Source organism: Rhizobium sp. Root491 (assembly GCF_001427205.1).
Taxonomy (GTDB): domain Bacteria; phylum Pseudomonadota; class Alphaproteobacteria; order Rhizobiales; family Rhizobiaceae; genus Agrobacterium; species Agrobacterium tumefaciens.
In genome coordinates, this window is record NZ_LMFF01000014.1 from 62,597 (window position 1) to 88,246 (window position 25,650).

At 58.0% G+C, this 25,650-nt stretch carries 20 protein-coding genes; 10 read left to right on the plus strand and 10 right to left on the minus strand.

Annotation, left to right across the window (positions count from 1 at the left end; translation table 11 throughout):
* Positions 1-6 precede the first annotated feature (6 nt).
* Genes ASD46_RS15255 through ASD46_RS15265 form a run of 3 tightly spaced genes read right to left on the minus strand, consistent with a single transcriptional unit; the run spans position 7 to position 2,939 of the window.
* Positions 7-864, minus strand: coding sequence for a carbohydrate ABC transporter permease (locus ASD46_RS15255; protein WP_003516772.1), 858 nt, complete (start codon positions 862-864; stop codon positions 7-9).
* Complete coding sequence (locus tag ASD46_RS15260; RefSeq protein WP_003516771.1) at positions 861-1,745, minus strand: carbohydrate ABC transporter permease; 885 nt, start codon at positions 1,743-1,745, stop codon at positions 861-863. Before ASD46_RS15260 ends, ASD46_RS15255 begins: the two co-directional genes overlap by 4 nt.
* 12 nt (positions 1,746-1,757) lie before the next feature.
* On the minus strand, positions 1,758-2,939 hold the full coding sequence (locus tag ASD46_RS15265; protein ID WP_035198773.1) for a Gfo/Idh/MocA family protein: 1,182 nt from the start codon (positions 2,937-2,939) through the stop codon (positions 1,758-1,760).
* A 439-nt stretch (positions 2,940-3,378) separates the two neighbouring features.
* On the opposite strand from ASD46_RS15265, the gene ASD46_RS15270 reads away from it, so the two are divergent.
* Genes ASD46_RS15270 through ASD46_RS15285 form a run of 4 tightly spaced genes read left to right on the plus strand, consistent with a single transcriptional unit; the run spans position 3,379 to position 7,276 of the window.
* Positions 3,379-4,134, plus strand: coding sequence for a GntR family transcriptional regulator (locus ASD46_RS15270; protein WP_003516768.1), 756 nt, complete (start codon positions 3,379-3,381; stop codon positions 4,132-4,134).
* 26 nt (positions 4,135-4,160) lie between these two features.
* Positions 4,161-5,183 carry an SIS domain-containing protein gene (locus tag ASD46_RS15275; protein WP_025594530.1) on the plus strand — a complete coding sequence of 341 codons (1,023 nt, stop codon included), beginning with the start codon at positions 4,161-4,163 and terminating at the stop codon, positions 5,181-5,183.
* Positions 5,180-6,346, plus strand: a complete 1,167-nt coding sequence (gene nagA / locus ASD46_RS15280; protein WP_003516764.1) for an N-acetylglucosamine-6-phosphate deacetylase — start codon at positions 5,180-5,182, stop codon at positions 6,344-6,346. The genes ASD46_RS15275 and nagA overlap by 4 nt, the downstream gene beginning before the upstream one ends.
* Before the next feature lie 3 nt (positions 6,347-6,349).
* Positions 6,350-7,276: an ROK family protein gene (locus ASD46_RS15285; protein ID WP_025594531.1), complete on the plus strand. Its 927-nt coding sequence runs from the start codon at positions 6,350-6,352 to the stop codon at positions 7,274-7,276.
* 6 nt (positions 7,277-7,282) lie between these two features.
* On the opposite strand, the gene ASD46_RS15290 is transcribed toward ASD46_RS15285, so the two are convergent.
* Complete coding sequence (locus ASD46_RS15290) at positions 7,283-8,539, minus strand: FAD-dependent oxidoreductase (RefSeq protein WP_025594532.1); 1,257 nt, start codon at positions 8,537-8,539, stop codon at positions 7,283-7,285.
* Positions 8,540-8,566: 27 nt separating this feature from the next.
* Positions 8,567-9,268, minus strand: coding sequence for a phosphatase PAP2 family protein (locus ASD46_RS15295; RefSeq protein ID WP_025594534.1), 702 nt, complete (start codon positions 9,266-9,268; stop codon positions 8,567-8,569).
* 163 nt (positions 9,269-9,431) lie between these two features.
* Between ASD46_RS15295 and dxr the strand changes: the two genes are divergently transcribed.
* Complete coding sequence (dxr, locus tag ASD46_RS15300; RefSeq protein ID WP_025594535.1) at positions 9,432-10,625, plus strand: 1-deoxy-D-xylulose-5-phosphate reductoisomerase; 1,194 nt, start codon at positions 9,432-9,434, stop codon at positions 10,623-10,625.
* Between the two features lie 35 nt (positions 10,626-10,660).
* Here dxr and hemA read toward each other — a convergent pair whose 3' ends face one another.
* Complete coding sequence (hemA, locus tag ASD46_RS15305; RefSeq protein WP_003516756.1) at positions 10,661-11,878, minus strand: 5-aminolevulinate synthase; 1,218 nt, start codon at positions 11,876-11,878, stop codon at positions 10,661-10,663.
* Positions 11,879-12,249: 371 nt separating this feature from the next.
* Here hemA and ASD46_RS15310 point away from each other — a divergent pair, with 371 nt between their 5' ends.
* The 5 genes from ASD46_RS15310 to ASD46_RS15330 all read left to right on the plus strand — a co-directional run bounded on the left by ASD46_RS15310 (position 12,250) and on the right by ASD46_RS15330 (position 21,596).
* Positions 12,250-12,501: a YMGG-like glycine zipper-containing protein gene (locus ASD46_RS15310; protein WP_003492347.1), complete on the plus strand. Its 252-nt coding sequence runs from the start codon at positions 12,250-12,252 to the stop codon at positions 12,499-12,501.
* Between the two features lie 175 nt (positions 12,502-12,676).
* The gene (locus ASD46_RS15315; protein ID WP_019566066.1) at positions 12,677-14,602 is read left to right on the plus strand and encodes an autotransporter assembly complex protein TamA; all 1,926 of its coding nucleotides are present in this window, start codon (positions 12,677-12,679) and stop codon (positions 14,600-14,602) included.
* A 45-nt stretch (positions 14,603-14,647) separates the two neighbouring features.
* Positions 14,648-18,808 (plus strand): translocation/assembly module TamB domain-containing protein, encoded by a 4,161-nt coding sequence (locus ASD46_RS15320; RefSeq protein ID WP_025594536.1) that lies wholly within the window; start codon positions 14,648-14,650, stop codon positions 18,806-18,808.
* 167 nt (positions 18,809-18,975) lie between these two features.
* On the plus strand, positions 18,976-19,452 hold the full coding sequence (locus ASD46_RS15325; RefSeq protein ID WP_003504949.1) for a chemotaxis protein CheW: 477 nt from the start codon (positions 18,976-18,978) through the stop codon (positions 19,450-19,452).
* Positions 19,453-19,823: 371 nt separating this feature from the next.
* The gene (locus ASD46_RS15330; RefSeq protein WP_025594538.1) at positions 19,824-21,596 is read left to right on the plus strand and encodes a methyl-accepting chemotaxis protein; all 1,773 of its coding nucleotides are present in this window, start codon (positions 19,824-19,826) and stop codon (positions 21,594-21,596) included.
* 43 nt (positions 21,597-21,639) lie between these two features.
* Here ASD46_RS15330 and fdhD read toward each other — a convergent pair whose 3' ends face one another.
* The 4 genes from fdhD to ASD46_RS15350 form a co-directional block, all read right to left on the minus strand.
* Entirely contained in the window at positions 21,640-22,455 is an 816-nt protein-coding gene (fdhD, locus tag ASD46_RS15335; protein ID WP_025594539.1) for a formate dehydrogenase accessory sulfurtransferase FdhD, read from the minus strand.
* Positions 22,456-22,732: 277 nt separating this feature from the next.
* Positions 22,733-23,143, minus strand: a complete 411-nt coding sequence (locus tag ASD46_RS15340) for a F0F1 ATP synthase subunit epsilon (RefSeq protein ID WP_003516751.1) — start codon at positions 23,141-23,143, stop codon at positions 22,733-22,735.
* A gap of 127 nt (positions 23,144-23,270) precedes the next feature.
* Positions 23,271-24,725: a F0F1 ATP synthase subunit beta gene (gene atpD / locus ASD46_RS15345; protein WP_003516750.1), complete on the minus strand. Its 1,455-nt coding sequence runs from the start codon at positions 24,723-24,725 to the stop codon at positions 23,271-23,273.
* A 23-nt stretch (positions 24,726-24,748) separates the two neighbouring features.
* Positions 24,749-25,627 (minus strand): F0F1 ATP synthase subunit gamma, encoded by an 879-nt coding sequence (locus ASD46_RS15350; protein ID WP_003516748.1) that lies wholly within the window; start codon positions 25,625-25,627, stop codon positions 24,749-24,751.
* Positions 25,628-25,650 lie beyond the last annotated feature (23 nt).

A 25,650-nucleotide genomic window follows, 5' to 3' on the forward strand; every position in this document is an offset into this window, starting at 1 on the left:
TGTTGATTATTTCACCGCGCCTGCGGTAAGCCCGCTGACGAGATAGCGTTGCATGAAGAAGATGACGACCATGGCCGGCGCAATGCCGACGAAGCTGGCCGCCATCAACTCATTCCAGACGACTTCCTGACGACCGAAATAGGCAAACAGGCCGATGGGCAGCGGCATATATTCGGTCTTGGAATTGAAGGTGAGCGCGAAGATGAACTGCTGCGCATAAGCACCGATGAAGGTGGTGATGGACACGACGGCGATGCCAGGCATCGCAAGCGGCAGGATCACCCGGCGGAAGGTGTAGAAATAGCTCGCGCCGTCTACATAGGCCGCCTCTTCCAGTTCGCGCGGAATACGCAGCATGTAGGTTCGCAAAAGCCAGATGGCAGTGGGGATCAAAAAGGCGGCGCCGGGAATGATCATCGCCAGATAGGTGTTCAGGACGCCCATATTGCGCATCAGCCGGTAAAGCGGGATCAAAAGCACCGCACCGGAGAACATGTTGATCGCCAGAAACGCGCCGAGCAATTGCCCGCGACCGCGAAACTGGAACCGCGCGAAAGCATAGGACGCCGGCACCACCAGAAGCAGAACGATGATCGTCGATATCGTCGAGATGAAGAAGGAGTTGAAGACGTAGCGGGCAAAGCCGGGAACGCTAACCCACATGGTCCGGTAAGCCTCGAAGGAGCCGTTTTCCGGCCAAAACTTATACGGTGACGAAAAAAGCAGGCTGAGCGGTTTCAGCGAAACCAGAAACCCTTCGACAAACGGCGCCAGCACGAAGGTCAGGAATACGGCGATGCCGCAATAAATCCCGACGATCTCATACCATCTGTAACGGTTGATCATCGCATTTTTGTCGGTCATCGGCTGGTCTCCTGCGAGATACGGCTGGTGATGCGGAAGTAGAAGTAGGTGAATATGGACAGGAAGATGCAGATCAGCACTGCACGCGCTGCGCCCTCACCGTATTTGTAGGAACCGATCGCCGTCTTGTAGGTGTCGATGATCATGGTCGTCGTCTGGCCCGTCGGTCCGCCCTGTGTCAGGATCCAGATGATGTCGAAGGAATTGAAGGTCGAAATCAGCGAGATCATCGACATGGTAATCATGGCCGGCAGCATCAGCGGCAACGTGATGCGGCGGAAGCGGTAGGTGCGGCTGGCGCCGTCGGTCCAGGCTGCCTCGTAAAGATCTTGCGGAATGGCCTGAATTGCCGCCAGCAGATAAAGCGTCACCATCGGCACGCCGATCCATACGTCGGTGATGATGGTCGCCCAGAAAGCCGTGCTGCCATAGGCGAGGAAGGCGACTGGACCGTCCACCAGGCCAAGATTCTGGAGAACACCGGAAATCATGCCGAACTGGCCGTTATACATCCAGCCCCACATGAAGATGCCGATAGCCATCGGCACGATCCATGGCGGCATCGTCAGGATGCGAAACAGGGCCCGACCGGGAACGGCCGAATTCAGCAACACCGCACCGAAGGTGCCGATGATCATCTTTATCGAGACGGAAAAGAACGTCCAGATAAAGGTCCGCGTGATGACCCCGGCGAAAGTCTCGTTGAAGATCTTCTCGTAATTGATGAAACCCACCCAGTTCGTCGTCTTTTTCAACGACGCGTCCGTGAAGGACAGGATGAAGGTATCGACGAGCGGATAAGCAACAATAACAGTGATGTATAAAAGCGCCGGCAAAAGAAGAAGCCAGGCAAAGATGACCGCGCTGCGTTTCGCATCCATCGCAGCGCCCCCTTAAGCCGATTTCACGGCGGGCGACTTCAACTGCCCGTGGAGTGCCAGATCATATTCCTCCCACACCGGCTTGAGATCGACCACCTTGCGGCCATGGCGCGCCTCGTCCATGGCGAGCGCCAGAATACCGGCCTCGATCGCATCGAGCGCGGAAACCGGCAGGGGCGTCCCCTCGACGACATGGTTGATCACGTCCTCGGCCATCTGCTCATCCGCGCCATAATGCTGGGAGAGCACGGTTGCCGCCGAATAGGTCTTGGCAACGGTCTTTTCGTTGGTGCGGGCATTGTGCACGTTCAGGAAGCCGCGCACGAAATCGCCCTCCGCCATGCCCTTGGCGCCGATGACGCAGAAACGGCGGAAATCGTCGGGAACGTTCAGATTGGTATGGAAGGCGAGCGATGCGCCATTTTCATATTCGACGATCGCGGTCTGGTAGTCGATGATATCACCGTCGCTGTCGAAAACCTTGTCGGAACCCATCCAGCCGCTCGGCTTGCGATGGTAGACTTCCATGTCGTTGATGCCGTCATTTTGCGGAGCATTTGCAGGCGTGAAGCTCTTGCGCCCGCCAAAGCTCGACACGAAACGCGGCCGGGCACCCACCACGCCATTATAGAGATCGAGGTCGTGGCAACATTTTTCCAGCATGAAGGAGCCGGAATAGTTCTCGTAACGCCGCCAGTCGCGCATGAAGAACGCGCCATGATAGGGCGGGATATGTTCCGAAGCCTCGATGGAGACGACGTCACCCAGCTTGCCTTCGGCCTGCGCGGCGCGCAGATCGCGGTAAAGCGGCGAGTAACGCAGGACCAGACCGACCAGCAGCCGCTCATGTCCATGCTTGTTGAGCAACCGGGCGAGTTCGAGGCTTTCCTCGATGCTGACGACGATGGGTTTTTCCGAGAAAATGGTGCAACCGGCTTCAAGCCCGATGCGGATATGCTCCAGATGCATATGGTTCGGTGAGCCGATCATCAAAAGGTCGAATGTCTCGCCGGCAATCAGCGCCTCGGGGCTATCATAGGCCTTGCCAGCCGAAATGCCCTTTTCCTCAAGACCCGGCAGACCGGCCGGGGCAGGATCGACATAACCGACGATCTCGAAATCCTTGTCGATCTCGTGAAAAACGTAGCCCAGATAACCGAGACGGAATCCGAGTCCGATAATTCCCACCTTCATGAACTTTGTTCCCTGTTCATTCGTAATTCATTTTCGCAGAAGCAACCATTTCTTTGCTGGCTATCCTGATATCTGCGATAATTTTCCGCCACGATGAAATTAATTTTCATAACGGTCAAGTTAAATTCGATCTCGCAAATCCTAGTGAGGACCGGAGACCGATTTCTCCAGCGGAGACAGGCGCAAGATAGAGCGCCGTCAGCCACTGATACAAAAACAATACCAAAAAAATGCCAATCGTCTATAGCAATTCCAATTGCCGGAAATTTTTTTTGGTTAATGCGAAAATTTCAAGCAAGAGGCCACATTATTCAGCAAATGATCGAAAAAACCACCGATTAATCGTACAAATCCACTAATGGTTCTATTTTGGTATTGCCGATTGTGACGCATATGGTATAGCCGGAATTCGCCACATCGATTGTGACAGAGGTTATGGATGAACGGGGCAGCGCTTAATCTGGACGACCTGCAATCGGGAGGCGGCGGCCCGCTTTACCTGAAACTGCGTCAGACGATTGAAGACGCCATCAATGGCGGCCGCCTCAAACATGGCGATGCCCTGCCGCCCGAGCGCGACATTGCAGAAAGCGCCTGCGTCAGCCGCGTCACGGTGCGCAAGGCTGTGGACGATCTCGTTCGCGACGGACTTCTCGTCCGCAGGCATGGGTCGGGCACCTTTGTCGTCAAACCCATCACCCGTATGCAGCAGCCGTTGACCAAGCTTACCTCGTTTACAGAGGATATGCGCCGCCGGGGAATGGTGGCGAGCACGCGCTGGCTTGAAAGAGGCCTGTTTTACCCGACCGGTGACGAGATGATGGCTCTCGGCCTTTCCCAATCCGCCATGGTTGCCCGGTTGACGCGACTGCGCCTTGCCAACGACCAGCCGATCGCGCTCGAAGTCACGAGCCTGCCGGGCGATATTCTGCCGGACCCACAGCTGGTGGAAAACTCGCTTTATCAGGAGCTTGCGAAAAGCGATATTCGCCCCGTCCGCGCCATCCAGCGCATCTCCGCGCGCAACCTTACGGATGAGGAAACGATGCTGCTTGGAGTTCCCCCCGGGTCTGCTGCACTTTCCGTCCAGCGCATGGCCTATCTCGAAAGCGGCCGCCTCATGGAAATATCGCGCGCCCTTTATCGCAGCGACGCCTACGACCTCGTCGCCGAACTGACGATGACCTCCGACTGAAACACATCGACCAAGGACAGAAAACGATGACAACCCTGATGCGCCAGGAAATCAACGAGATTCCCGATGCCGTCGCCCGTCTGCTGGACAATACCAGTGCCGACTTCCGGCAGGCCGGAGACAAGCTGAAAGCCCGTGACCCGGCCGTTATCGTCACCATTGCCCGCGGATCGTCCGATCACGCCGCGCATTTCCTGAAATACGCGATCGAGTTACAGACGGGGCTTCCAGTCGCCTCGCTCGGCCCTTCGCTCGCCTCGATCTACCAAACGAAACTGCGGCTGGAACGGGCTGCAGCCTTCGCCGTATCGCAATCGGGCAAAAGCCCTGACATCGTCGCTTTGGCGGAAAGTGCCCGCAAGGGCGGAGCGCTTACCTTCTCCCTCGTGAACACCCTGCCCTCCCCCCTTGGAGACGCAGCCAATCACGCCGTCGACATCCAGGCGGGACCGGAAAAGGCAGTTGCCGCAACCAAGTCCTTCGTCAACTCCATTGTCGCCGGTCTGGCCATCCTTGCCGAATGGACGGAAGACAGCCTGCTCGCGAAGGCCGTCAGCACCCTGCCGCAGAATTTCGCCAAGGCGATCGCGCTTGACTGGAGCCATATTGGCGAGGCTGTGAAGGGTGAGGATTCACTTTATATGCTGGGCCGCGGCCCCGCTCTTGCGATTGCCGCGGAAGCCGCGCTGAAATGCAAGGAAACCTGCGAGCTGCACGCGGAAGCCTATTCGTCGGCAGAAGTCATGCACGGCCCGGTTTCGCTGGTCGCACCGAAATTTCCGGTAATCGCCTTTGCCGCGCGCGACCGCGCCGAGACCTCCGTTACGGATATTGCCGCAAGCCTTGCCCACAAAGGCGCCAATGTTTTCGTCACATCCGCCAAGGGTAGCCCGGCCAAGCCCTTGCCATTCGTGGAAACCAACCATCCCCTGACCGATGCATTGCTGCTTATCGCACCGTTTTACGGCTTCATCGAGCAATTGTCGCGCGCAAGAGGCTTCAACCCGGATGCTCCCGTGGCATTGAAGAAGGTGACTGAAACCCAATGAGCGGCATAAAGGCATTTGTCGGCGCCCGCATTTTCGATGGCGCCGAATGGCATGATGACAAGGTGCTCCTGATCCGCGAAGGGCGCGTTGCCGCTGTCCTGGACAGCGTGCCTGCCGACGCCGAAGTGATCGATACAGATGGACTATTGATCGCGCCGGGCTTCATCGACCTTCAGGTCAATGGCGGGGGCGGCGTCATGTTCAACAACCAGCCGGATGTGGCTGGCATTGCCCGCATCTGCTCCGCCCACGCCCAGTTCGGCACGACGGCTTTGATGGTGACGCTCATCACCGACCGGTCGGACGTGACTTTCAGGGCGGCGCAGGCGGGGATTGCCGCGGGCAAGGAGCATGTGGCCGGTTTCCTCGGCCTGCATTTCGAGGGGCCGCATCTTTCCGTCGCGCGCAAGGGCACGCATGATCCGGCGTTGATCCGCAAGATGGAGACAGACGACCTCGCGGTCCTGACCGGCTGCAGGGCGGAACTCCCCTTCGTGCTGACAACCATTGCCCCGGAAAATGTTACTGTCGAGCAGGTTGCAGCACTCAGCGACGCCGGCATCGTCGTCAGCCTCGGCCATACCGACACCGGTCTCGATGTTGCGACGGCCTATGCTGATGCAGGCGCTTCCATGGTGACGCATCTCTTCAATGCCATGAGCCCGCTTGGCCACCGCGAGCCGGGGCTGGTCGGGGCCGCACTTTCGAACGGCAAGTTGCATTGCGGGCTTATAGCCGACGGATTCCATGTCGATCCGGCCGCAATCGGCATTGCGCTGCGCGCCAAGAATGGCCCGGCCCGCATCTTCCTTGTCACCGACGCCATGTCCACCATCGGCACGGATGATGACGGTTTTGAACTGAACGGCCGGCGCGTCTATCGCAACGGTGGACGGCTAACATTGGCCGACGGCACGCTGGCGGGAGCGGATATAGACATGCTCTCCTGCATCCGCTTCATGCGTGAGAAGATGGAAATGCCGCTGGAAGAAGCTTTGCGAATGGCATCCGCCTATCCCGCGCAGGCAATCGGCGCCTCCGGCAAGGGAAAACTCCTGGCCGGTTTCGATGCTGATTTCGTGATGCTGACACCAGACCTCCAGATGCATTCAACATGGATTGGCGGAGAAAAAATCTACGATGCCACACGTTCCGGAGTCTGAACCATGATCGTTTGTTTCGATATCGGCGGAACGACCATCAAGGGCGCGATTGCCAATGCCCCGGACGATATTCGCCCCGTACCGCGTATACCAACGCCCAAAACCAGCTTTGAAGACTTCGCTGCCGGCTTGAAATCCGTCATCGACAACAGCGGCGGCACACCCGACTGCGTATCACTGTCGATCGCGGGCGTCATCGATCTTGATACGGGAAAGGCGACAGTCGCCAATATTCCCAGCATTCACCGCAGAACGTTAAAAGACGATCTGGAAAAAGCCCTGAACCTTCCTGTTATCGTTTCGAACGATGCGGATTGTTTCGTGATCGCCGAATCGGAAATCGGCTCCGGACAAGGACATCGCGTCGTCTTCGGCGTTATCCTTGGAACAGGTGTCGGCGGCGGGCTGGTGATAGACGGCAAGCTCATCAACAGCGACGGCGGTTTTGCCGGCGAATGGGGACATGGGCCAGTGGCCGCGACATTGGCCGGCAATCCACCGGTATCGCTGCCGCGATTCGAATGCGGTTGCGGCCTCACCGGCTGTGTCGACGCAATCGGCAGCGCGCGCGGCATGGAAAAGCTGCATCTGCATCTTCACGGGCAGGATATGACCAGTGAGGATATTATTGCCGCCTGGCAGGCAGGCGATGCGCAAGCCGCAAGAACCATCGATGTACTCATTGATATTCTCGCCTCGCCGCTGGCGATGGTGATCAATGTCACCGGCGCAACCATCGTGCCCGTAGGCGGCGGACTTTCGAATTCAAGGGAACTCGTGACAGCTCTGGACGAAGCCGTCAGGGGCCGCATTCTCAGGCGCTTCGACAGGCCGCTCGTCGTGCCTGCCATTTGCCGGATCGAGCCGGGGCTGATCGGTTCCGCCGTTATCGGGCTGAAATATGCGAAGGAAATCGTGAATGCGGCTTAAGCCGCGTCACACCGTCTCGATCTTTTCCCGACGAAAGCCCAACCCCACCAGCCTGCCGGTCAGATGGGCAAAAAGTGGAAACCGCATGATCGCCCGCACGATGGCGGGTGGGCCTTTCGGCTTTTCCGCCGTTTCCGCCTGCTCTTTCTTGCGACCGACACGCATCATCCGCTGCAAGAATTGCGTGGCCTTGGTTGGAAAGGATCGCCGTTTCTCTATGGCGGCGAGGTCATCATCGGCAATGGTCCGGCCGGATGTGAATACCGGCACCAGAACATTGGCCGCAGCAACCGCATCCTGAATGGCAAGATTGATGCCGACACCGCCGACGGGCGACATGGCATGGGCCGCATCGCCGATGCAGATCAGGCCGGGCTTCCACCAGCGCTTCAACCGATCGATACGGACGGTGAGCAGATGCACGTCATCCCAGCTCGTAATTTCGTCGAGCCTCTCGCGCGGGAAAGGGCAGATTTCCGCAACCCGGTTCCTGAAGGCTTCAAGTCCCTCAATCTTCATGTCAGCGAAAAAGCCCTTGCGCACCACGTACCCGCATTGCCAGTAGTCACCGCGGTTGATCATCACGAAACCCTGCCGCGAACCCGCATGGCCCATGGTGTCGGCCGGATCACCCGGCTGTCTCGAAAGGCGCATCCAAAGCACCTCGGTCGGGATGCCGAAGTGCTGTACTTCAAGTCCCGCCGCCTCGCGGACGATGGAGTTGCGGCCATCCGCGCCCACCACCAGATCAGCGGCGATCTCGATTGGGCCTTCCGGCGTATTGACCATGAGGCCACCAACACGCCCGTCGCGCTCGATCAGGCCGGTTACCGGCGCATTCATCAGCAGCCGAAAATTCTCATATTGCCCGGCCTTGCCGACGATGAAATTGAGAAAATCCCATTGCGGCATGAAGGCAATGAAACGATGATGGACCGGCAGCCGCGAAAAATCCGCGATCGTGATACGCTCGCCGCCGATGACTGCGTTCAGCCGAGGCGCACGCGTATGCGGGAGGCTCAGGAACTCCTCGGCAAAACCCAGCTGCTCCATCAGTTCAAGCGTGGAGGGGTGAATGGTGTCGCCGCGAAAATCGCGCAGAAAATCCCCATGTTTCTCGACAACCGTTACGTCTATACCGCTGCGGGCAAGCAAAAGGCCGAGCATCAGGCCGGCCGGCCCGCCACCGGCCACGACAACGGACGTGCGGATGTGCTGAACGGCCCTGCCGTCATTCTCCGGCACGACTTTCGCTTCTTCCATCACCGCCCCCCTGTCCGTTAAACGTCTCTATCGTGCATCCGCCGCCGGCAGGTTTGCATTTTTCGGCTGTGGCCAACCATGTGCATCGAAACGGAAAAGCATTTCGGACCGGGCAAAGATAAAGGCGAAGGCCATGGCCGTCCACATGCCAAGCAACAGCCCGGCGGCCACATCGCTTGGATAATGCGCGCCGACGATGACGCGTGAAACACCAATGACAAGCGCAAGTAGCAGGAACGCCCAGCGGAAGCGCGGCATCAGCATGGCGAAAACACCGAAAAACGCTCCGGCAGCCGTCGAATGGCCTGACGGGAAGCTCTCATAAAGATTGTCACCGGTAAAAGGCGTGAGGCTATAGGCACCCATTTCCAGAAAAAGCTCCGGCCGCGCCCGCCCGATCAGGAATTTCAGCGTGTGGACCAATATGCTCGCCGTTCCGATCGTCAGGAAGAAGTAAGCGAGAAGCCGCCATGCCGTTCTCAGCCGCCCGGCGTAGGTCCGCGCCTGCAGGACCCGCGCGCCGACATAGGCGAGGATGGCAAGAGCGCCGGTGGAATAAAGCATCCAGCTGAACGTACCGAAATCGGTAATGGAGCGATTGAAGGAAACTATCCTTCCCGGCAGGGCTTGAGCATGTTCCGAAAGGCGTGGGTCGAAAGGAATAAAGACCAGAACCAGCACAAGGCTTGCCGCAAAAATCCAACCGCTGGAAACCAGAAAACGTCGCATCAATATTCTCTCATCGTTTTTCTTGCATATGGCTTTGCCATCCGCAAAAACAATAGCCCGGCTGTGTCCTTGTTATGACGGGTTTTCACGAGTAGAGGCTAGTGCATGTCGCCAGAAACTATGCATCGGTTTCGGGCAACCGGAAACGACCGACGGACGGAAGATGACAGATACCAGTGAAATGCCACGCAGGCTGACGATATTGGGTTCGACGGGTTCGATCGGTACGAACACACTGGATGTCGTCCGTCAGCTAGGTGGTCGCAGACAATTCGAGGTTTTGGCGCTCACCGGCGCCGGAAACATCGATCTTCTGGCGCAACAGGCGCGTGAATTCGGCGCGCAGCTTGCGGTAACCGCCGAGGATGGCAAATACGAAGCGCTGAAAGCGGCCCTTGCCGGCACCGGCATTGAAGTTGCGGCGGGCAAATCCGGCCTCGAAGAAGCGGCCTCGATGGAGGCCGGCTGGGTAATGGCAGCGATTGCCGGAACACCTGGTCTTGCCCCGACATTGACAGCCGCACGGCGCGGCGCAGACATAGCGCTTGCCAACAAGGAATGCCTCGTTTCCGCAGGCGATGTTTTCCTGCGCACGGTCAAACAGGGCGGCGGCAGGTTGATCCCGGTCGATAGCGAACATAGCGCGATCTTCCAGTGCCTGACGGGCGATCACACACAGGCCGTGGAGCGCATCGTACTCACCGCATCCGGCGGACCCTTTCGCACCTGGTCGCGTGAGCAGATGGCCAATGTCACGGCAGATATCGCCCGCGCACATCCCAACTGGTCGATGGGGTTGAAGGTATCGATCGGCAGCGCCTCGATGTTCAATAAGGGGCTGGAAATGATCGAGGCGAAATATCTCTTCGATCTCAGGCCCGAGCAGGTGGAGGTGATCGTTCATCCGCAGTCGATCATACATTCGATGGTGGGTTATACGGATGGCTCCTATATCGCCCAGCTCGGCTCGCCCGATATGCGAACCGCCATCTCTTATGCCCTCACCTATCCTGAGCGCGGCAATCTCAATGTCGAACGCCTGGATTTCGCCAAACTGGCGCGGCTCGATTTCGAAGCTCCTGATGAGGCCAGGTTTCCGGCGCTCCGACTGGCGCGCACGGCGCTGGAGCGCGGAGGCTTGCAGGGCGCGGCTCTGAATGCCGCCGAAGAAACCGCCTTTCACGCCTTCGTCGAAGGCGGCATCGGTTTTCTCGATATGGCCGAAATCGTCGAAACGGTCATGGACCGCATGCATGACGGCCGATCAGCCAACAGCATCGAAGACGTATTTTCGGCGGACGGGGAAGCCCGCAATCACGCGCGGGAACTGATCGCCAGCAAAGAAAAGGCCGCGTAAACGCGGCCAGATTTTCTCTTGTTTGAACTGCGGCCTTAAGCCACGGCGCGCGCCAGCGCACAATGTGACCAGAGCTGGTGCAACGCGCCGACCAACTGTTCGATGTCGGCATCGGTGTGCAGCGGTGTCGGCGTGATGCGCAGACGCTCGGTCTTGCGCGGCACGGTTGGATAATTGATCGGCTGGACATAGACGCCGTGATTGTCGAGCAGGATATCCGAAATCCATTTGCACTTGGCGGCATCGCCCACCATGACCGGTACGATATGGCTGGGATTGTCCATATGCGGAATGCCGCGTGCATCCAGAAGCCCCCGCAGCTTGCGTACCCGGTCCTGATGGCGGGCGCGCTCAAAGGGGCTTGCCTTCAAATGCTGGATCGAGGCGATTGCGCCGGCAGCAAGCGACGGCGGCAGGGCCGTCGTGAAGATGAAACCGGAGGCAAAAGAACGGATAAAATCACAGACCGCCGTGGACCCGGCAATATAACCGCCCATCACGCCGAAAGCCTTGCCGAGCGTTCCCTCGATGATCGTCAGGCGATCCATCAGGCCTTCGCGCTCGGCAATGCCGCCGCCGCGCGGTCCGTACATGCCAACGGCATGGACTTCGTCGAGATAGGTCATTGCGCCATAACGATCGGCAAGATCGCAGATTTCCTTGATCGGGGCGATATCGCCATCCATCGAATAGACGGATTCAAAGGCGATGAGCTTCGGCGCGCTTGGATCGGCTGCCTTGAGCTTCGCCTCGAGATCTTCGAGATCATTATGTTTCCAGATCACCCGCTCGCAACGGCCGTAACGGATGCCTTCGATCATCGAGGCATGGTTGAGCGCATCGGAGAAAATGATGAGGCCCGGAATTTTCTGGCCAAGTGTGCCGAGTGTCGCCCAGTTGGAAACGTAACCCGACGTGAAGATCAGCGCCGATTCCTTGCCGTGCAGATCGGCAAGTTCCTGTTCCAGCAGGACGTGATGATGGTTGGTCCCAGAAATGTTCCGGGTGCCTCCCGCACCCGCGCCACAGTGATCGATGGCGGCTTTCATGGCTTCGATGACTTTGGGGTTCTGGCCCATGCCCAGATAATCGTTGGAACACCAGACGGTTACGTCCTTGCGCTCGCCATTGGCGTTGTACCGTGTCGCGCGGGGAAAATTGCCCTGCTGGCGTTCGATATCCGCAAAAACGCGATAGCGTCCCTCAGAATGCAGGCTCTGCAGTTCCGTCGTAAAAAATGCCTCGAAGTCCATGCCATGCTCCAGAATTGACCAGATCGTTTTCTGCCTCGACACCGGGACCGTCAACCCTTGCGAGCTGCTTTAACCGCGTCTGCGTCAATTCGCCGTTGTTTTGAACCATTCCAATAAACCGTTTATAGACGCCGATGAAAAGTACAAAATTGATTCACATCAAAAAACCCGGAAATTTGGAACCTTTTTCAAACGGCGCCGTTGTTTGGGACGCAATCGATTTACGCGCGGAAGAACGCCTGAAAGAGGAGGCTTCCCTAAACGGTATCGAATTGTTAGTTATCTGTGGCGGTCGGAGGTAGCAGTCGCCGCAGATAAATATGGGACGCCTACCGAGCCGAAGAGCTCATTGTAACGTTGGAGAGAGTTTCATGAAAAAGGCAATCATATTTGCGCTGGTCGGCCTGTCGCTTGCAAGCTGCACGCAGACTGAAAAGGGTGCTTCGATCGGTGCCGTTTCCGGTGCGGTCCTGGGCGGCGCTATCACGGGCAACGTTCGTGGCGCTGCAGTAGGCGCGGCGATCGGTGGCGTTGGCGGCGCGTTGATCGGCAATGCATCCGAACCTGGCTATTGCTATTATCGCGACCAGTACGGTCAGCGTTACACGGCGCGTTGCCGTTAATAGCTGCACGAGATACCGTTGCACAGAAGCCCCGGTCATCCGGGGCTTTTTGCGTTAAGGCGGGCAAAACACAGTCCGAAGGGTCCTCAACGCCGTTTATTTATGATTAAACTGCACTGTTAACGGACAGGAAACGGGTCAGAGCCATAATAAATGCTCAACCATAAAGCAGCTTATGCGAAGAACACGGACTAACCCGAAGACAGGTATTGCGTATCGGAAAGCTGGCACCGCTCTTGCGGTTGCCGTTACGTTCGCCCTGTACCCGGCGTTTACTCGCGATGCTTTTGCTTTCAAGCTGTTCGGCGTGCGTCTCTGGGGTTCGGAAGAACCGGAGATCGAAGTTATAAATCCGGTCAAATATGCCGTTACGCTGAATGCTGCCGATGCAGACAAATCTCTCAAAGGCAGCCTGGAAAACAGCTCGCTTCTTCTGGCCGACAAGGACAAACCGGCCTCCGGCGATCTCGGCCTTCTGATCAAGGCGCGTGATGACAGGGACAGGCTGATCGCAGCGCTTTACGAAAACGCCCGATATGGCGGCATCGTCAAGGTCACGGTCGCCGGCAAGGATGTGGACGATCTGCCACCCAATCCGGTGTTCGATCACTCCGCTCCGGTGCCCGTGGTCATAACCGTCACCCCCGGCCCGGTCTTCACGCTCGGCAATATCAGGCTCGAGGGTGATGTGACGGGCCGCAACCTTGAAGAATACGGTCTCGTCACCGGCGGCGATGCCGGATCTCTGGCAATCATCCGCGCCGGCAACAAGCTGATCGATGATCTGAAAGCCGAAGGCCGCCCTCTTGCGAAGCTGACGAAACGCGAGGCCGTTGCAAACCACGCGACGAATACGGTGGATATTACCATGGCTGCCGAAGGTGGCCCCGTGGCACCGCTCGGCGCGGTCACCGTCACCGGCGAAAAAACCGTCGACGGCGACTTCATCCGCCGTTATTCGCGCCTCAATGGCGGCGAACCCTACTCCCCGGAAAAACTGCGCAAGGCCGCAGACCGGCTACGCCAGCTCGGGGTCTTTTCCAGCCTGACAATCAAGGAAGCAGGAACACTGTCACGCGATGGCTCCATTCCGCTCACCATCGAGGTGTCAGAGGGCAAGCACCGTTATTTCGGCGTCGGCGCACAATATTCCACCACGGAAGGCATTGGCCTCCAGGGGTATTGGGGCCACAGGAACCTGTTCGGGCAGGCGGAATCGCTGCGGATCGAGGGTTCGGTTTCACGCATCGCCGAAGCATCGAGCGTTGAAGGCATGGACTATTCGGCGGGCATCACCTTCACAAAGCCCGGCATGTTCAACCCGCGCACCACATTCAAGACCAGCCTGATCGCCAAGACCGAACATCCCGATACCTATGAGGCCAAGACCATAACGGGAGCCGCCGGTTTCAGTTATGAGCTGAACGACACCGATACCGCAGCCGCCGGTCTCGAGGTGCAGTGGGCAGATACCGAAGACGCATTCGGCAAGAACAAATATCTGACCACCTCCATACCGCTGGAATTCGTTCGCGATACGCGCGACGACAAGCTCAACCCCACTGAAGGCTTTCGTGCATCGGTGGCCGCCAAGCCCAGCTACGAAGCGCTGAACGGCACTTTCTTTTCCTCCTTTGAAGGCTCTATTTCGGGTTATAAGGGACTCGGCGCCGAAGATCGCTTGATCATGGCCGGAAAGCTTTCCGGCGGCGTGCTCGTCGGCGGCAGCAATCTGCAGGACATACCGACCACAAGGCGCTTTTATGCCGGCGGCGGCGGATCCGTCCGCGGCTATAGCTACCAGGAAATATCGCCCTATAATGCAGCCGGTGATGCAACTGGCGGCCGCTCTTACGTGGTTGGCTCCATCGAAGCCCGTATCAAGGTCACCGATACGATCGGAATCGTGCCCTTTATCGATGCGGGTGTGGTATCCGACAGCGTAACCCCTGATTTCTCCGATATCCGGGCTGGCGCCGGTATTGGTTTGCGTTACGCAACGCCCTTTGGGCCTTTGCGTCTTGATGTCGCCATGCCGCTTGAAAAATATGATGGTGGCAACAATTTCGGCATTTATGCTGGCATCGGCCAGTCTTTTTAAACGCCGCCATCGAACACCCTAGCAACAGAGTGTAGATTACGCTTGATGACAACGTTGATTCGATTGCTGAGATGGCTGGGCTACGCTGCTCTTTGCGGCGTGGTGCTGGTGTTGCTTGCGGTTCTGTTCGTCGGTCTTACCCCGATGGGTGCAAGAATTGCCGCAAAGCAGATTTCATCGCTCGTTTCCACGCCCGACCAGACAATCGAAATCTCTCCACCCAGCGGTCTTTTGACCGGTCGCCTGCGGCTCGACAATGTCACCCTTTCGGATCGGCAGGGACCTTACGCCCGCGTGAACCAGATCGCCGTTGACTGGTCGCCGCTCTCGCTTCTTGCCGGAACCTTCCACGCCGACCGGGTGTCGGCCGGATCGATTGATGTCGATCGCAAACCGCTTCCCGCTGAGCAAACATCGACCAAAAGCTCCGGCAGTTCGTCCCTGCCGATTGAAATCGGCATCGACAGTTTCAATTTTCCCGATATTAGCCTCGGACAATCTCTTCTTGGCCGCGACTTCGAGCTGACCGCCGAGGGCAATCTCAAGGCCGCGCAGGACGATATCAGGCTATCGCTCACCGCCCACCGGCAGAGCACGCCGGACGCTGCCATCAATGCGGACATCGCGTTTCTGCCGAATGAAAATGTCTTGAAGTTGAAAGCGGAAATGAAGGAGCCCGAGGGCGGGCTTCTGGCCACGCTGCTCTCGCTTCCGGGCACACCCGCCGTGGCGATCGATGTGAACGGTGAAGGTCCGCTTTCTGACTGGACCGGCACTCTGCGCGGCAACGTCGCCGGCAACCCCGTGCTCAACGTCACCGGCCACCATCTACTAGGAGACGACGGCACGCGGCGTATCGAGGTCGCAGGCGGCGGCCAGCCCGATCTGCTTCTGCCCCCCGCTTTCCGGCAGCTTTTTGCCGGCGAGACGAAACTTGATGCAAACGCCACGCTCTCACCACAGGGCCGCATCGAAATCGGCAGCAGCACGCTGGAAACCGGCACATTGCTGCTGACGGCCTCGGGCACCGTGGATCCGAACGGCCAGAACGATCTTAGTGCCAACCTCATCGGCACCGCCGGGCCAGTGGATTTCCGCTGGCCGCTGAACAATGGCGAGATCCAGGCCCTCATCAATGGCATTGATCTTTCCCTGAAAGGCAACGCTGATGCCGCTCATCTCAACACCACGGCATCGTTGCGCAGCCTTTCCCTGCCACAGGGTAGGCTTGATGATGTCAAGCTGACGGCCAGGAGCGGCAATCTCAACATCGCCGATCGCAGCGGCACCATCGACACCATTCTCTCCGTGGCACAATCGTCCTTCGTCAGCCCGGATATCGACCGGCTGGTGCGTGCGCCGGTCACCATCAAGGCGCCGGTCAGCCTCACCTCGTCGACGATCGGCTTTGATGGCGCGACGCTGGAGAGCGCCAGTGTCGGCGGAACGCTGAACGGCAGTTTCGACCTCGCCAACAATCGCCTGACATCCAGCGTGCAGCTCTTTGCGTTGCCCGCCACCCTGCCGCCAGCGCTGGCGGAAAAATTCGATACCACCATCGCTTTGCAGGGCGATATCGACCTGATCATTGGCGGGCGCACAAGCGTTCAGAACCTCGTGGTCAAATCCGGAACAATTGAAGCGACAGGTGATGTCAGTCTCGAAGACAACGCGTTGAGCGCCAATCTGACGGGCAAGTTTCCCGCTCTCGAAAAACTGACGCCACAGGCAAAGGGCGTTGCCGATTTTGCAATTGAAGCCAGCGGCGCGCTTGCCGCGCCCGACTTCAATGTCACCTTAAGCTCCGAAAGTGCCACACTTGCCGGACGGAAGCTTGAAGCCCTGAAGGTCAATGCCGCAGGCAAGGCCGATCCGGCCGCACCGCAGGCAAAACTGACCGCCAGCGGCAGCCTCGACCGGCAGAAGATCGACGCCAACGCCAATGTGGTGCAGACAGAAAACGGCACGGCAATACCCGAGCTTCATGTGGCAGTGGGTCGCAATATCTTGAACGGCAAGCTGCAATTCTCGCAACAATTCCTGCCATCTGGCAATCTTTCGTTCAATTTCCCGGACTTGGCCCTGCTGGCGGCACTTGCCGCGCAACAGGCAGATGGCGATATTGCCGGCGACATCGTACTCAGTAACGATAACGGCCGGATTGCCGCGACGATAAAGGCGAATGGCGGCATTATCCGCCAGGGCACAACGGTTATTTCGAAGCTCGCTGCCGATATCTCCATTGACGACCTTCAGGCGCTCGCCATCAACGGCAAGGTCAGCGCCGACAGCGTCAATGCTGGCACCGCGGCGATTTCGGCGCTGAATGCGACCATTGGCCATTCCGGCACGACCACCAACTTCGATGTCAACGGACGCTACGACAATGCGCCGCTCGTGGTAAAGGGCAGTGCCAATACCGCAGGATCGCCGATGACCGTGCGGCTCGATGCCTTCTCGGCCGCCCCCAAGGGCATTGCCGTACGGCTTGAAAAGCCGAGTACAATTGCGATCGAGAACGGCACGGCCCGCATCTCCGGTCTGACTATCATCACCGGCGACGGGCGCGTCGAGGTAAACGGCACGGCGGGTTCGACACTCGACATCAACGCCAATATCCGCTCGCTTCCCGCGAACCTCGCAAATGCCTTCGCCACCGGGCTGGATGCGGCGGGGAGTATATCCGGAACGGTCAGCGCCAAGGGCACGGCTTCAGACCCGGCGGTCGATTATAATCTGAACTGGACGAATGCCGAGGTTGCCCAGACGCGTGCGGCAGGGCTTGCAGCGCTCGGCATCAAGGCAAACGGCCGTTTCGCCGGCGGCACCCTGCAGATCGATACGAATGTAACCGGTCAGGGCGGCATGTCGCTTTCGGGCGGCGGCTCCCTCGGCATTGCCGGTAACCGTCCGCTTTCCATGGCCTTTTCCGGGAGGTTGCCCTTCTCCGCCGTTGCCGCACAAACCGCAGCACAGGGCCTCGATGTGGACGGCACCGCCGCCATCGATGTGAAGATTTCCGGCAGCGCTTCCGCGCCTGTCGTTACCGGCAGCATCACCACCGATGGTACACGACTGACCGATGTGCGCCGTAACCTCACAGTCAACGGGCTGGCAGCAACGGTCACCTTCGATCGTGATCGCGCCGTCATCTCCCGGCTGACGGGAAAGCTTGCTGGCGGTGGAACGATCTCGGGAACGGGTAGCGTCGGTATAACGGGCGGTTCGGGCTTTCCAGCCGACATCACGATCACGTTGGACCGCGCCGGTTACAATGATGGCACGCTGGTGACGACCATCGTAAGCGGCACGCTGACGCTGAAGGGTCCGCTTCTGAATTCGCCCGTGCTTGGCGGCAAGCTGACGCTGGACAGAAGCGCCATCACCATCCCGGAGAAACTTCCAGCCTCGCTGACGGAAATCGACGTCAAGCACAAGAACGCCCCGCCGCAGGTGCGGGCGCAGGTAAAGGCACTCGGCAACGATCAGGGCGGCAGTGGTAGTTCATCGACCATCAATCTCGATCTTCAGGTAAACGCACCGAGCGGCATCTTCGTGCGCGGACGCGGCATCGACGCAGAACTGACCGGCAATCTGACCATTCGCGGTACGGCAGCTGTTCCCGTCATCTCCGGCGGTTTTGAAATGCGCCGTGGACGGCTCGAAATTCTCACCCGCCGTCTCGATTTCAATACGGGCAAGATAACCTTCGGCGGCGGCCTCGTGCCGGTTCTGGATATGGAGGCGCAGTCCACCGCTGGTTCCGCCACCATCACCGTTGCGGTTTCCGGCAATGCCAACGACCCGACATTCGCCTTCTCCTCAACCCCGGCTCTGCCGCAGGATGAAGTTATGGCACAGCTGATCTTCGGCCAATCCATGTCCAAGCTCTCGGCCTTGCAGATCGCGCGGCTGGCGGATGCGGCAGCACAGCTTGCCGGTGGGCGCTCCACCTCGTTGTTCGACAAGCTCCGAAGCAATCTCGGTGTCGACGATCTCGACATCTCGACGGATTCCGAAGGCCAGGCCCGCGTTTCCGCCGGCAAATATCTCAACGAGCGAACCTATCTCGAACTGCAGCAAAGCGGCGATTCCGGCGCAAAGGCCATCATTAACCTCGATGTCGGGCGCGGCGTGAAGCTGCGCGGTGAAGCGGGCGGTAATGGCGAAGGTGCAGCCGGTATATTTTACGAGAAAGAATATTGAAGTCTTCGCATTTAGGTTTGCGAAACCATCTCATGCTACGAATCTTCCATTGAAGGCGGAAAATATTGTTTCCGGCTGTTCAGGCACCAGGCAGAACGCCAAATTCGCATATGCAAGTGTCGGTGCACTTGCGCTGGCCTCCACAGCGAGCATTGGGAAGAATTCTGATGGCAATGATAAACTCTACCAACTTTGGCGGCGAGACGCTCGAAATCATCGCATTCCGCCTGCATGATCAGGAATTCTGCGTGAAGACGACGACTATCCGCGAAATTCGCGGCTGGGCGCCTTCAACGCCCATTCCCCACGCGCCGAAAGACGTCATCGGCGTCATGAACCTGCGCGGTTCGGTTATTCCGATCATCGATCTCGCACACAAACTCGGAATGAAAAGCACCGTCGCAAATGAAAGAAGCGCCATCGTGGTGGCCGAAGTGCACAACATGGTCATCGGCATGCTCGTCGACCGCGTTTCGGACATTCTGACGATCCCGGCAAATCAGGTCCAGCCGGTTCCGGAAATCTCGGCCTCTTTCGACAAGTCCTACTCCGAAGGCATCATTGCCAACGAACATGGCATGATCTGCTTCCTGAACCTTGCAAAGATGTTCAAGGGAACCGAAGCGGAAGATCTCGCCGCCTGATCGTTGCAATTCCTTTGCATGACGGCCGGTTCGCGTTCTTAGGCAACCTAAGAACAAAGGCTCAAATACGAGACTATTGACCATTGAACCAAACCGCCGGAGCACCTGCCCGGCGGTTTTTGTTTTCATGACCGTCTCTTTTATTAAATAAGAACATTTTAATATTATAGATATCTAATATTAAAAGCCGACGAACAGTACCGCGCCTACATCACATCACGCGGGGTCCGATACCTGACCGAGGCTGACAAGTCGCAGTGCCTGCATTGCTGCCTTTGGCGGCAGAACCTGTTCGTTGTTCAACATGATACGGCGCCGACCACACCTCCTGTGCGGCAGCGCGCGCCGAGGCCGCTATTTGGGGGACGTTAATGCTGGGGTTAGGGAAAAGCGCAGACAATCGAAATATGCTCGATGCGATATCCAGATCGCAGGCAGTCATAGAATTCGATCTTAAAGGCAATATTCTTACGGCAAACAGCAATTTCTGTGTGACGCTGGGCTATGATCTCGCAGAGATCGTCGGCAAGCATCATCGTATCTTCTGCGACCGGGAATTTGTCGCATCGCACGCATACCAGGAATTCTGGGAATCTCTTGCGCGCGGCGAATTTCAGGGCAAGGAATATCGCCGCATACGCAAGGATGGATCGACCATATGGATAGAGGCCTCCTACAACCCCGTCTTCAGGTCAGGCAAACCCTATAAGGTTGTCAAGATAGCGACCGACATCACAGCCAAGAAGATCAAGGCTGTAGAAGATGCTGGCAAACTCGAAGCGCTTTCACGCTCCCAGGCCACCATCGAATTTTTGCCGGATGGCACGATCATTACCGCCAATCCGAATTTCTGCGCCACTGTAAACTACGACCTTAAGGAAATCGAAGGCCGGCACCACCGTATGTTCTGCGATCCGGCCTATGCCGCATCGCCAGCCTATGCCAATTTCTGGCCGCGGCTGGCATCCGGAGAATTCATCTCGGACGAATTTGTTCGTTATGGAAAGAATGGCAAGGAGATATGGATCCAGGCCGCTTACAACCCGGTATTGGATGAGACGGGCAAGGTGGTGAAGGTTGTCAAATTCGCAACCGACGTGACGCCGCGCATGAGCGCCATCACCATTCTCGCCGATGCCTTGCAGGCACTGGCCGAGGGTGACCTGGTGCAGCGCCTCGATAGCAGCTTCGTGCCCAGCATGGAGAAATTGCGCCAGGACTTCAACGACGTGGTCGGCAAACTTCAGTCCACCATGCAGACGATCGCTCACAATGCCTCGACAATCGCATCCGGCTCGGGTGAAATCCGCATGGCCGCCGATCAACTCTCGCAGCGAACCGAACAGCAGGCGGCCTCGCTGGAAGAAACAGCAGCGGCGCTGGAGCAAATCACCACCACCGTGACCGATGCCAGCCAGCGCGCCGGCGAGGCCGGGAAACTGGTGTTGCGCACGAGAGAACATGCCGAACATTCCGGTGAAGTCGTTCAGCAGGCAATTTCCGCCATGGACGCGATTTCGCGCTCCTCCGGTGAAATCACCAACATCATCGGCGTCATTGACGACATTGCATTCCAGACCAATCTTCTGGCGCTGAATGCGGGCGTGGAAGCTGCCCGTGCCGGTGAAGCGGGCAAGGGTTTCGCGGTGGTCGCCCAAGAGGTGCGGGAACTCGCGCAACGATCCGCCGTTGCTGCCAAGGAAATCAAGTCCCTCATCAACACCTCCCGCGAACAGGTCGCCAATGGCGTCGATCTCGTTGGCAGAACCGGCGGTGCACTGCGGGATATTCAATCGCAAATGGGCGAAATCGATGCCAACGTCTCGGCCATCGTCGAGGCCTCGCGCGAACAGGCCAACGGTCTGAGAGAAATCAACCAGGCCGTCAACGTCATGGATCAGGCGACCCAGAAAAACGCCGCCATGGTGGAAGAAACCACTGCCGCCAGCCACGGCCTCGCCAATGAAGCGGACAACCTGCACGAATTGCTCCGGCAGTTCAGAATAACGCGCGAAGGACAGATATCATCCGCCCAGCAGATCAATAAAAGACCCGCTGCAATAACGAGGCTGACAGCACCACAGCCGCGATACGCAACGGCAAGGTCTCACGGAAATGCTGCGCCCGAATGGGCGGAGTTTTAGTATGCTTCGAAGCCCGGATGCCAATGCCGGCCGGCAACTGGCATTATAAAATGACGCGGTCCGCACGGGTGAAGATTTCGAAGTCTTCACCCCGCACCAGCGCAACAAGCGTGATGCCCGCACTCTCGGCGGTTTCGATGGCAAGCGCGGTAGGAGCCGAAATTGCTGCCATAACCGGACTACCAAGGATCGCTGTCTTCTGAACCATCTCCACCGAGAGGCGACTGGTGACGGCAACAATGCCTGTCTTGGCGGAAATACCGGCATTCACGACAGCACCGGCCAACTTGTCGAGCGCATTGTGGCGACCGACATCTTCGCGCACCGCAAGCAAACCATCTTGAGGACTGTAAAAACCCGCACCGTGAACGGCCCTGGTTTCGCGGTTGAGGCTTTGTGCGTCGCTCAGTGCTTTCACTGCGGCAACGATGTCATCACCGTGGATCGACATTCTCACGCCGCTGAGATCGGGGACCACGCGAACCGCCTGTTCTATGGATTCGATCCCGCACAGACCGCAACCAACCGGACCTGCCATATGCCGCCGTCTCGCCCGCAGGGCATCAGCCTCGGCATCCATCAGATCCACCTGGACATCATAGCCCTGCCCGGCTTCAATGACCTCTATCGCCCGGATTTCGGTGCGTGCCGAAATGATGCCCTCTGTCAGGCTGAAGCCGACGGCGAAATCGACAAGATCAGCGGGACTAGCCATCATCACGGCATGGGTGCTGCCGCCGTAAGAAAAGGCAACCGGCACCTCCTCCGGCACGGCGCGCTCACCCGCGCTAAGGGCGCCCTGTCGCAGCGCGGATCTTGCGACCCTTCGATAACTGGCTTCTATCGACACGGCGATCATCCCTCCATGACAAGAAACATGGCTTCTCGTCTGCTCTCGATCGACAACAGCGATGTTACTTTTCACCCTCATGTCTAGCCTATCGCCCTGAAAATCGGAATCGATTTCCGCAAACGTAATGAGCGGACCGAGACGCTTTTACTGGAACGAGAACTCAGATTTTTCTGCCTGCTTAAGAAAACAGGCAGTGGCCGAAAACAAAAAAGCGACCGAAACGGCCGCTTTTTTGTTTTAGGTATTGTGTGGACAGTCATTCTTTCGAACCCGCCCGGTGCTTTCAAGCGGCGACGAGAACCTCATGCAGGTTCGTCAGTTCGTAGAGATGCTTTTCAAGCTTGGTCAGATGCTCGTGGTGATGATTGCCTTCCTGGATTTCGGCCTTGGCCAAATCGATGCGCTTCTGCAGCGTGTCAGGGGACATATCGTCAGCCGAAACAGCCGATTCGGCGAGAAGCGTGCAACCTGTCGGAAGAATATCGGCAAAACCACCGAAAACGACGTATTTATGGGTTTCGCCAGAGGCGAATTTCACAGTCACCAAGCCCGGCTTGATCGTCGTCATGGTGGGCGCGTGATTGGCCAGAACCGTCATCTCACCCAGCGTAGCCGGAATGACGACTTCCGTAACCGTTTCGGAAACGAGCAGACGTTCCGGGGAAACGAGATCGAATTTGAAACTGTCAGCCATGGCTATTCACTTCTTTTCAATTACGCGGGCGTCACGGACTTTTATTAAAACGCCGGCAAAGCCGTTCCGGTTTCACCGTCACCGTCGGCAAGGCGCGTGGTCGAACCACGCGCCCGCCAATTCATAATCAGGCAGCTTCAGCAGTCAGCTTCTTTGCCTTTTCGATGGCTTCTTCCATCGAACCGACCATGTAGAAAGCTGCTTCCGGCAGGCTGTCGTATTCGCCGTTGACCAGGCCCTTGAAGCCCTTGATCGTGTCTTCGAGTGCGACGAGCTTGCCCGGAGAACCGGTGAAGACTTCGGCAACGAAGAACGGCTGCGACAGGAAGCGCTCGATCTTACGGGCGCGGGCAACCGTCAGCTTGTCTTCTTCCGACAGTTCGTCCATGCCGAGGATGGCGATGATGTCCTGAAGGGACTTGTAGCGCTGCAGGGTCGACTGAACCTTACGGGCAACCTCGTAGTGTTCTTCACCGACGATCATCGGGTCGAGCATGCGCGAGGTGGAGTCGAGCGGGTCAACAGCCGGGTAAATACCCTTTTCTGCGATCGAACGCGACAGAACCGTCGTTGCGTCAAGGTGCGCGAACGAAGTGGCCGGCGCAGGGTCGGTCAAGTCGTCGGCGGGAACGTAAATCGCCTGAACCGAGGTGATCGAACCCTTGTTCGTGGTGGTGATGCGTTCCTGCATCTGGCCCATGTCGGTTGCGAGCGTCGGCTGATAGCCCACAGCCGAAGGAATACGGCCGAGAAGAGCCGACACTTCCGAACCAGCCTGCGTGAAGCGGAAGATGTTGTCCACGAAGAACAGAACGTCCTGGCCTTCGTCGCGGAAGTTTTCAGCGATCGTCAGACCGGTCAGAGCGACGCGAGCGCGGGCGCCCGGCGGTTCATTCATCTGGCCGTAAACGAGAGCTGCCTTGGAACCTTCGCCGCCGCCAAGCTTGTTGACGTTCGACTCGATCATTTCGTGATAGAGGTCGTTACCTTCGCGGGTACGCTCACCCACGCCGGCGAATACCGAGTAACCACCGTGCGCCTTGGCGACGTTGTTGATCAGTTCCATGATGAGAACCGTCTTGCCAACGCCAGCGCCGCCGAACAGGCCGATCTTGCCGCCCTTGGCGTAAGGAGCCAGAAGGTCAACGACCTTGATGCCGGTAACAAGGATCTGGCCTTCCGTCGACTGCTCGACGTAAGACGGTGCGTCCTGGTGGATGGCGCGCTTCTTGGCCGTTACGATCGGACCTGCTTCGTCAACCGGCTCACCGATGACGTTCATGATGCGGCCGAGCGTTTCCAGACCGACAGGAACCTCGATCGGGGCGCCCGTATCAGCGACGACCTGACCGCGGACGAGACCTTCGGTCGAGTCCATGGCGATCGTGCGTACGACGTTTTCGCCGAGATGCTGAGCGACTTCCAGAACCAGGCGGTTGCCGTTGTTATCGGTTTCGAGCGCGTTGAGGATCGGAGGCAGTTCGCCTTCGAACGCCACGTCGACAACAGCGCCGATAACCTGGGTAACCTTGCCCGCGCCGTTCACCGCTGCGGTTTTCTTGGGGGTAGCTGCCTTAGCCATTATCCTTACCCTCTTTCCTTACCTCAGAGCGCTTCCGCGCCCGAAATGATTTCAATGAGTTCCTTGGTGATCTGAGCCTGACGCTGACGGTTGTAGGAAAGCGTCAGCTTGTTGATCATATCACCGGCATTGCGCGTTGCGTTGTCCATCGCGCTCATCTTGGCGCCCATTTCACCGGCAACGTTTTCGAGCAGAGCCCGGAAAACCTGAACCGAAATGTTGCGCGGAATAAGGTCTTCCAGAATAGAAGCCGCATCAGGCTCATATTCGTAGACGGCGCTCTGCGTTGCCTCAACCTCTTCCACAACAGGGACTGCGGCAGGAATAAGCTGCAGACCGGTCGGGATCTGGCTGATGACGGACTTGAATTCCGAGTAGATCAGCGTGCAGACGTCAAATTCACCCGCATTGAACAGGGAGATCACCTTCTTGGCGATCTGGTCGGCGTTTTCGAAACCGACCTTCTTCACTTCGCGCAGTTCGATGCGCTCGATGATATTAGCTGCGAATTCGCGACGAAGGCTGTCGTAACCCTTCTTGCCGACCGTGATGATCTTGACCGTTTTGCCTTCGGAAATCAGCTTGCGGGCTTGATCGCGGGCAAAACGGGAAATCTGCGAGTTGAAACCGCCGCAAAGACCACGTTCAGCGGTGCAGACAACGAGCAGATGCACGTTGTCCTTGCCGGTGCCGGTCATCAGCGCCGGAGCGACGTCCGCCTCTACCGCCTTGGCGATGTTGGCAAGAACGGCGCCCATGCGCTGCGAATAAGGCCGGGCGGCCTCCGCAGCTTCCTGGGCGCGCCGAAGCTTCGCCGCGGCGACCATTTTCATCGCCTTGGTAATCTTCTGCGTCGCCTTTACGGAGGCAATGCGGTTTTTCAGATCCTTTAGTGAAGGCATCCGTTATCCGTCCGAGTAAAAGA

What these genes read in the sequence shown, in the direction of transcription:
- atpD (WP_003516750.1), bottom strand. Translation starts at nt 24,725, where the DNA reads ATGGCTAAGGCAGCTACCCCCAAGAAAACCGCAGCGGTGAACGGCGCG.
- dxr (WP_025594535.1), top strand. Translation starts at nt 9,432, where the DNA reads ATGACAGATACCAGTGAAATGCCACGCAGGCTGACGATATTGGGTTCG.
- ASD46_RS15350 (WP_003516748.1), bottom strand. Translation starts at nt 25,627, where the DNA reads ATGCCTTCACTAAAGGATCTGAAAAACCGCATTGCCTCCGTAAAGGCG.
- ASD46_RS15295 (WP_025594534.1), bottom strand. Translation starts at nt 9,268, where the DNA reads ATGCGACGTTTTCTGGTTTCCAGCGGTTGGATTTTTGCGGCAAGCCTT.
- ASD46_RS15325 (WP_003504949.1), top strand. Translation starts at nt 18,976, where the DNA reads ATGGCAATGATAAACTCTACCAACTTTGGCGGCGAGACGCTCGAAATC.
- ASD46_RS15320 (WP_025594536.1), top strand. Translation starts at nt 14,648, where the DNA reads ATGACAACGTTGATTCGATTGCTGAGATGGCTGGGCTACGCTGCTCTT.
- ASD46_RS15315 (WP_019566066.1), top strand. Translation starts at nt 12,677, where the DNA reads ATGCGAAGAACACGGACTAACCCGAAGACAGGTATTGCGTATCGGAAA.
- ASD46_RS15340 (WP_003516751.1), bottom strand. Translation starts at nt 23,143, where the DNA reads ATGGCTGACAGTTTCAAATTCGATCTCGTTTCCCCGGAACGTCTGCTC.
- nagA (WP_003516764.1), top strand. Translation starts at nt 5,180, where the DNA reads ATGAGCGGCATAAAGGCATTTGTCGGCGCCCGCATTTTCGATGGCGCC.
- ASD46_RS15290 (WP_025594532.1), bottom strand. Translation starts at nt 8,539, where the DNA reads ATGGAAGAAGCGAAAGTCGTGCCGGAGAATGACGGCAGGGCCGTTCAG.
- hemA (WP_003516756.1), bottom strand. Translation starts at nt 11,878, where the DNA reads ATGGACTTCGAGGCATTTTTTACGACGGAACTGCAGAGCCTGCATTCT.
- ASD46_RS15330 (WP_025594538.1), top strand. Translation starts at nt 19,824, where the DNA reads ATGCTGGGGTTAGGGAAAAGCGCAGACAATCGAAATATGCTCGATGCG.
- ASD46_RS15260 (WP_003516771.1), bottom strand. Translation starts at nt 1,745, where the DNA reads ATGGATGCGAAACGCAGCGCGGTCATCTTTGCCTGGCTTCTTCTTTTG.
- ASD46_RS15255 (WP_003516772.1), bottom strand. Translation starts at nt 864, where the DNA reads ATGACCGACAAAAATGCGATGATCAACCGTTACAGATGGTATGAGATC.
- ASD46_RS15310 (WP_003492347.1), top strand. Translation starts at nt 12,250, where the DNA reads ATGAAAAAGGCAATCATATTTGCGCTGGTCGGCCTGTCGCTTGCAAGC.
- fdhD (WP_025594539.1), bottom strand. Translation starts at nt 22,455, where the DNA reads ATGATCGCCGTGTCGATAGAAGCCAGTTATCGAAGGGTCGCAAGATCC.
- ASD46_RS15265 (WP_035198773.1), bottom strand. Translation starts at nt 2,939, where the DNA reads ATGAAGGTGGGAATTATCGGACTCGGATTCCGTCTCGGTTATCTGGGC.
- ASD46_RS15275 (WP_025594530.1), top strand. Translation starts at nt 4,161, where the DNA reads ATGACAACCCTGATGCGCCAGGAAATCAACGAGATTCCCGATGCCGTC.
- ASD46_RS15270 (WP_003516768.1), top strand. Translation starts at nt 3,379, where the DNA reads ATGAACGGGGCAGCGCTTAATCTGGACGACCTGCAATCGGGAGGCGGC.
- ASD46_RS15285 (WP_025594531.1), top strand. Translation starts at nt 6,350, where the DNA reads ATGATCGTTTGTTTCGATATCGGCGGAACGACCATCAAGGGCGCGATT.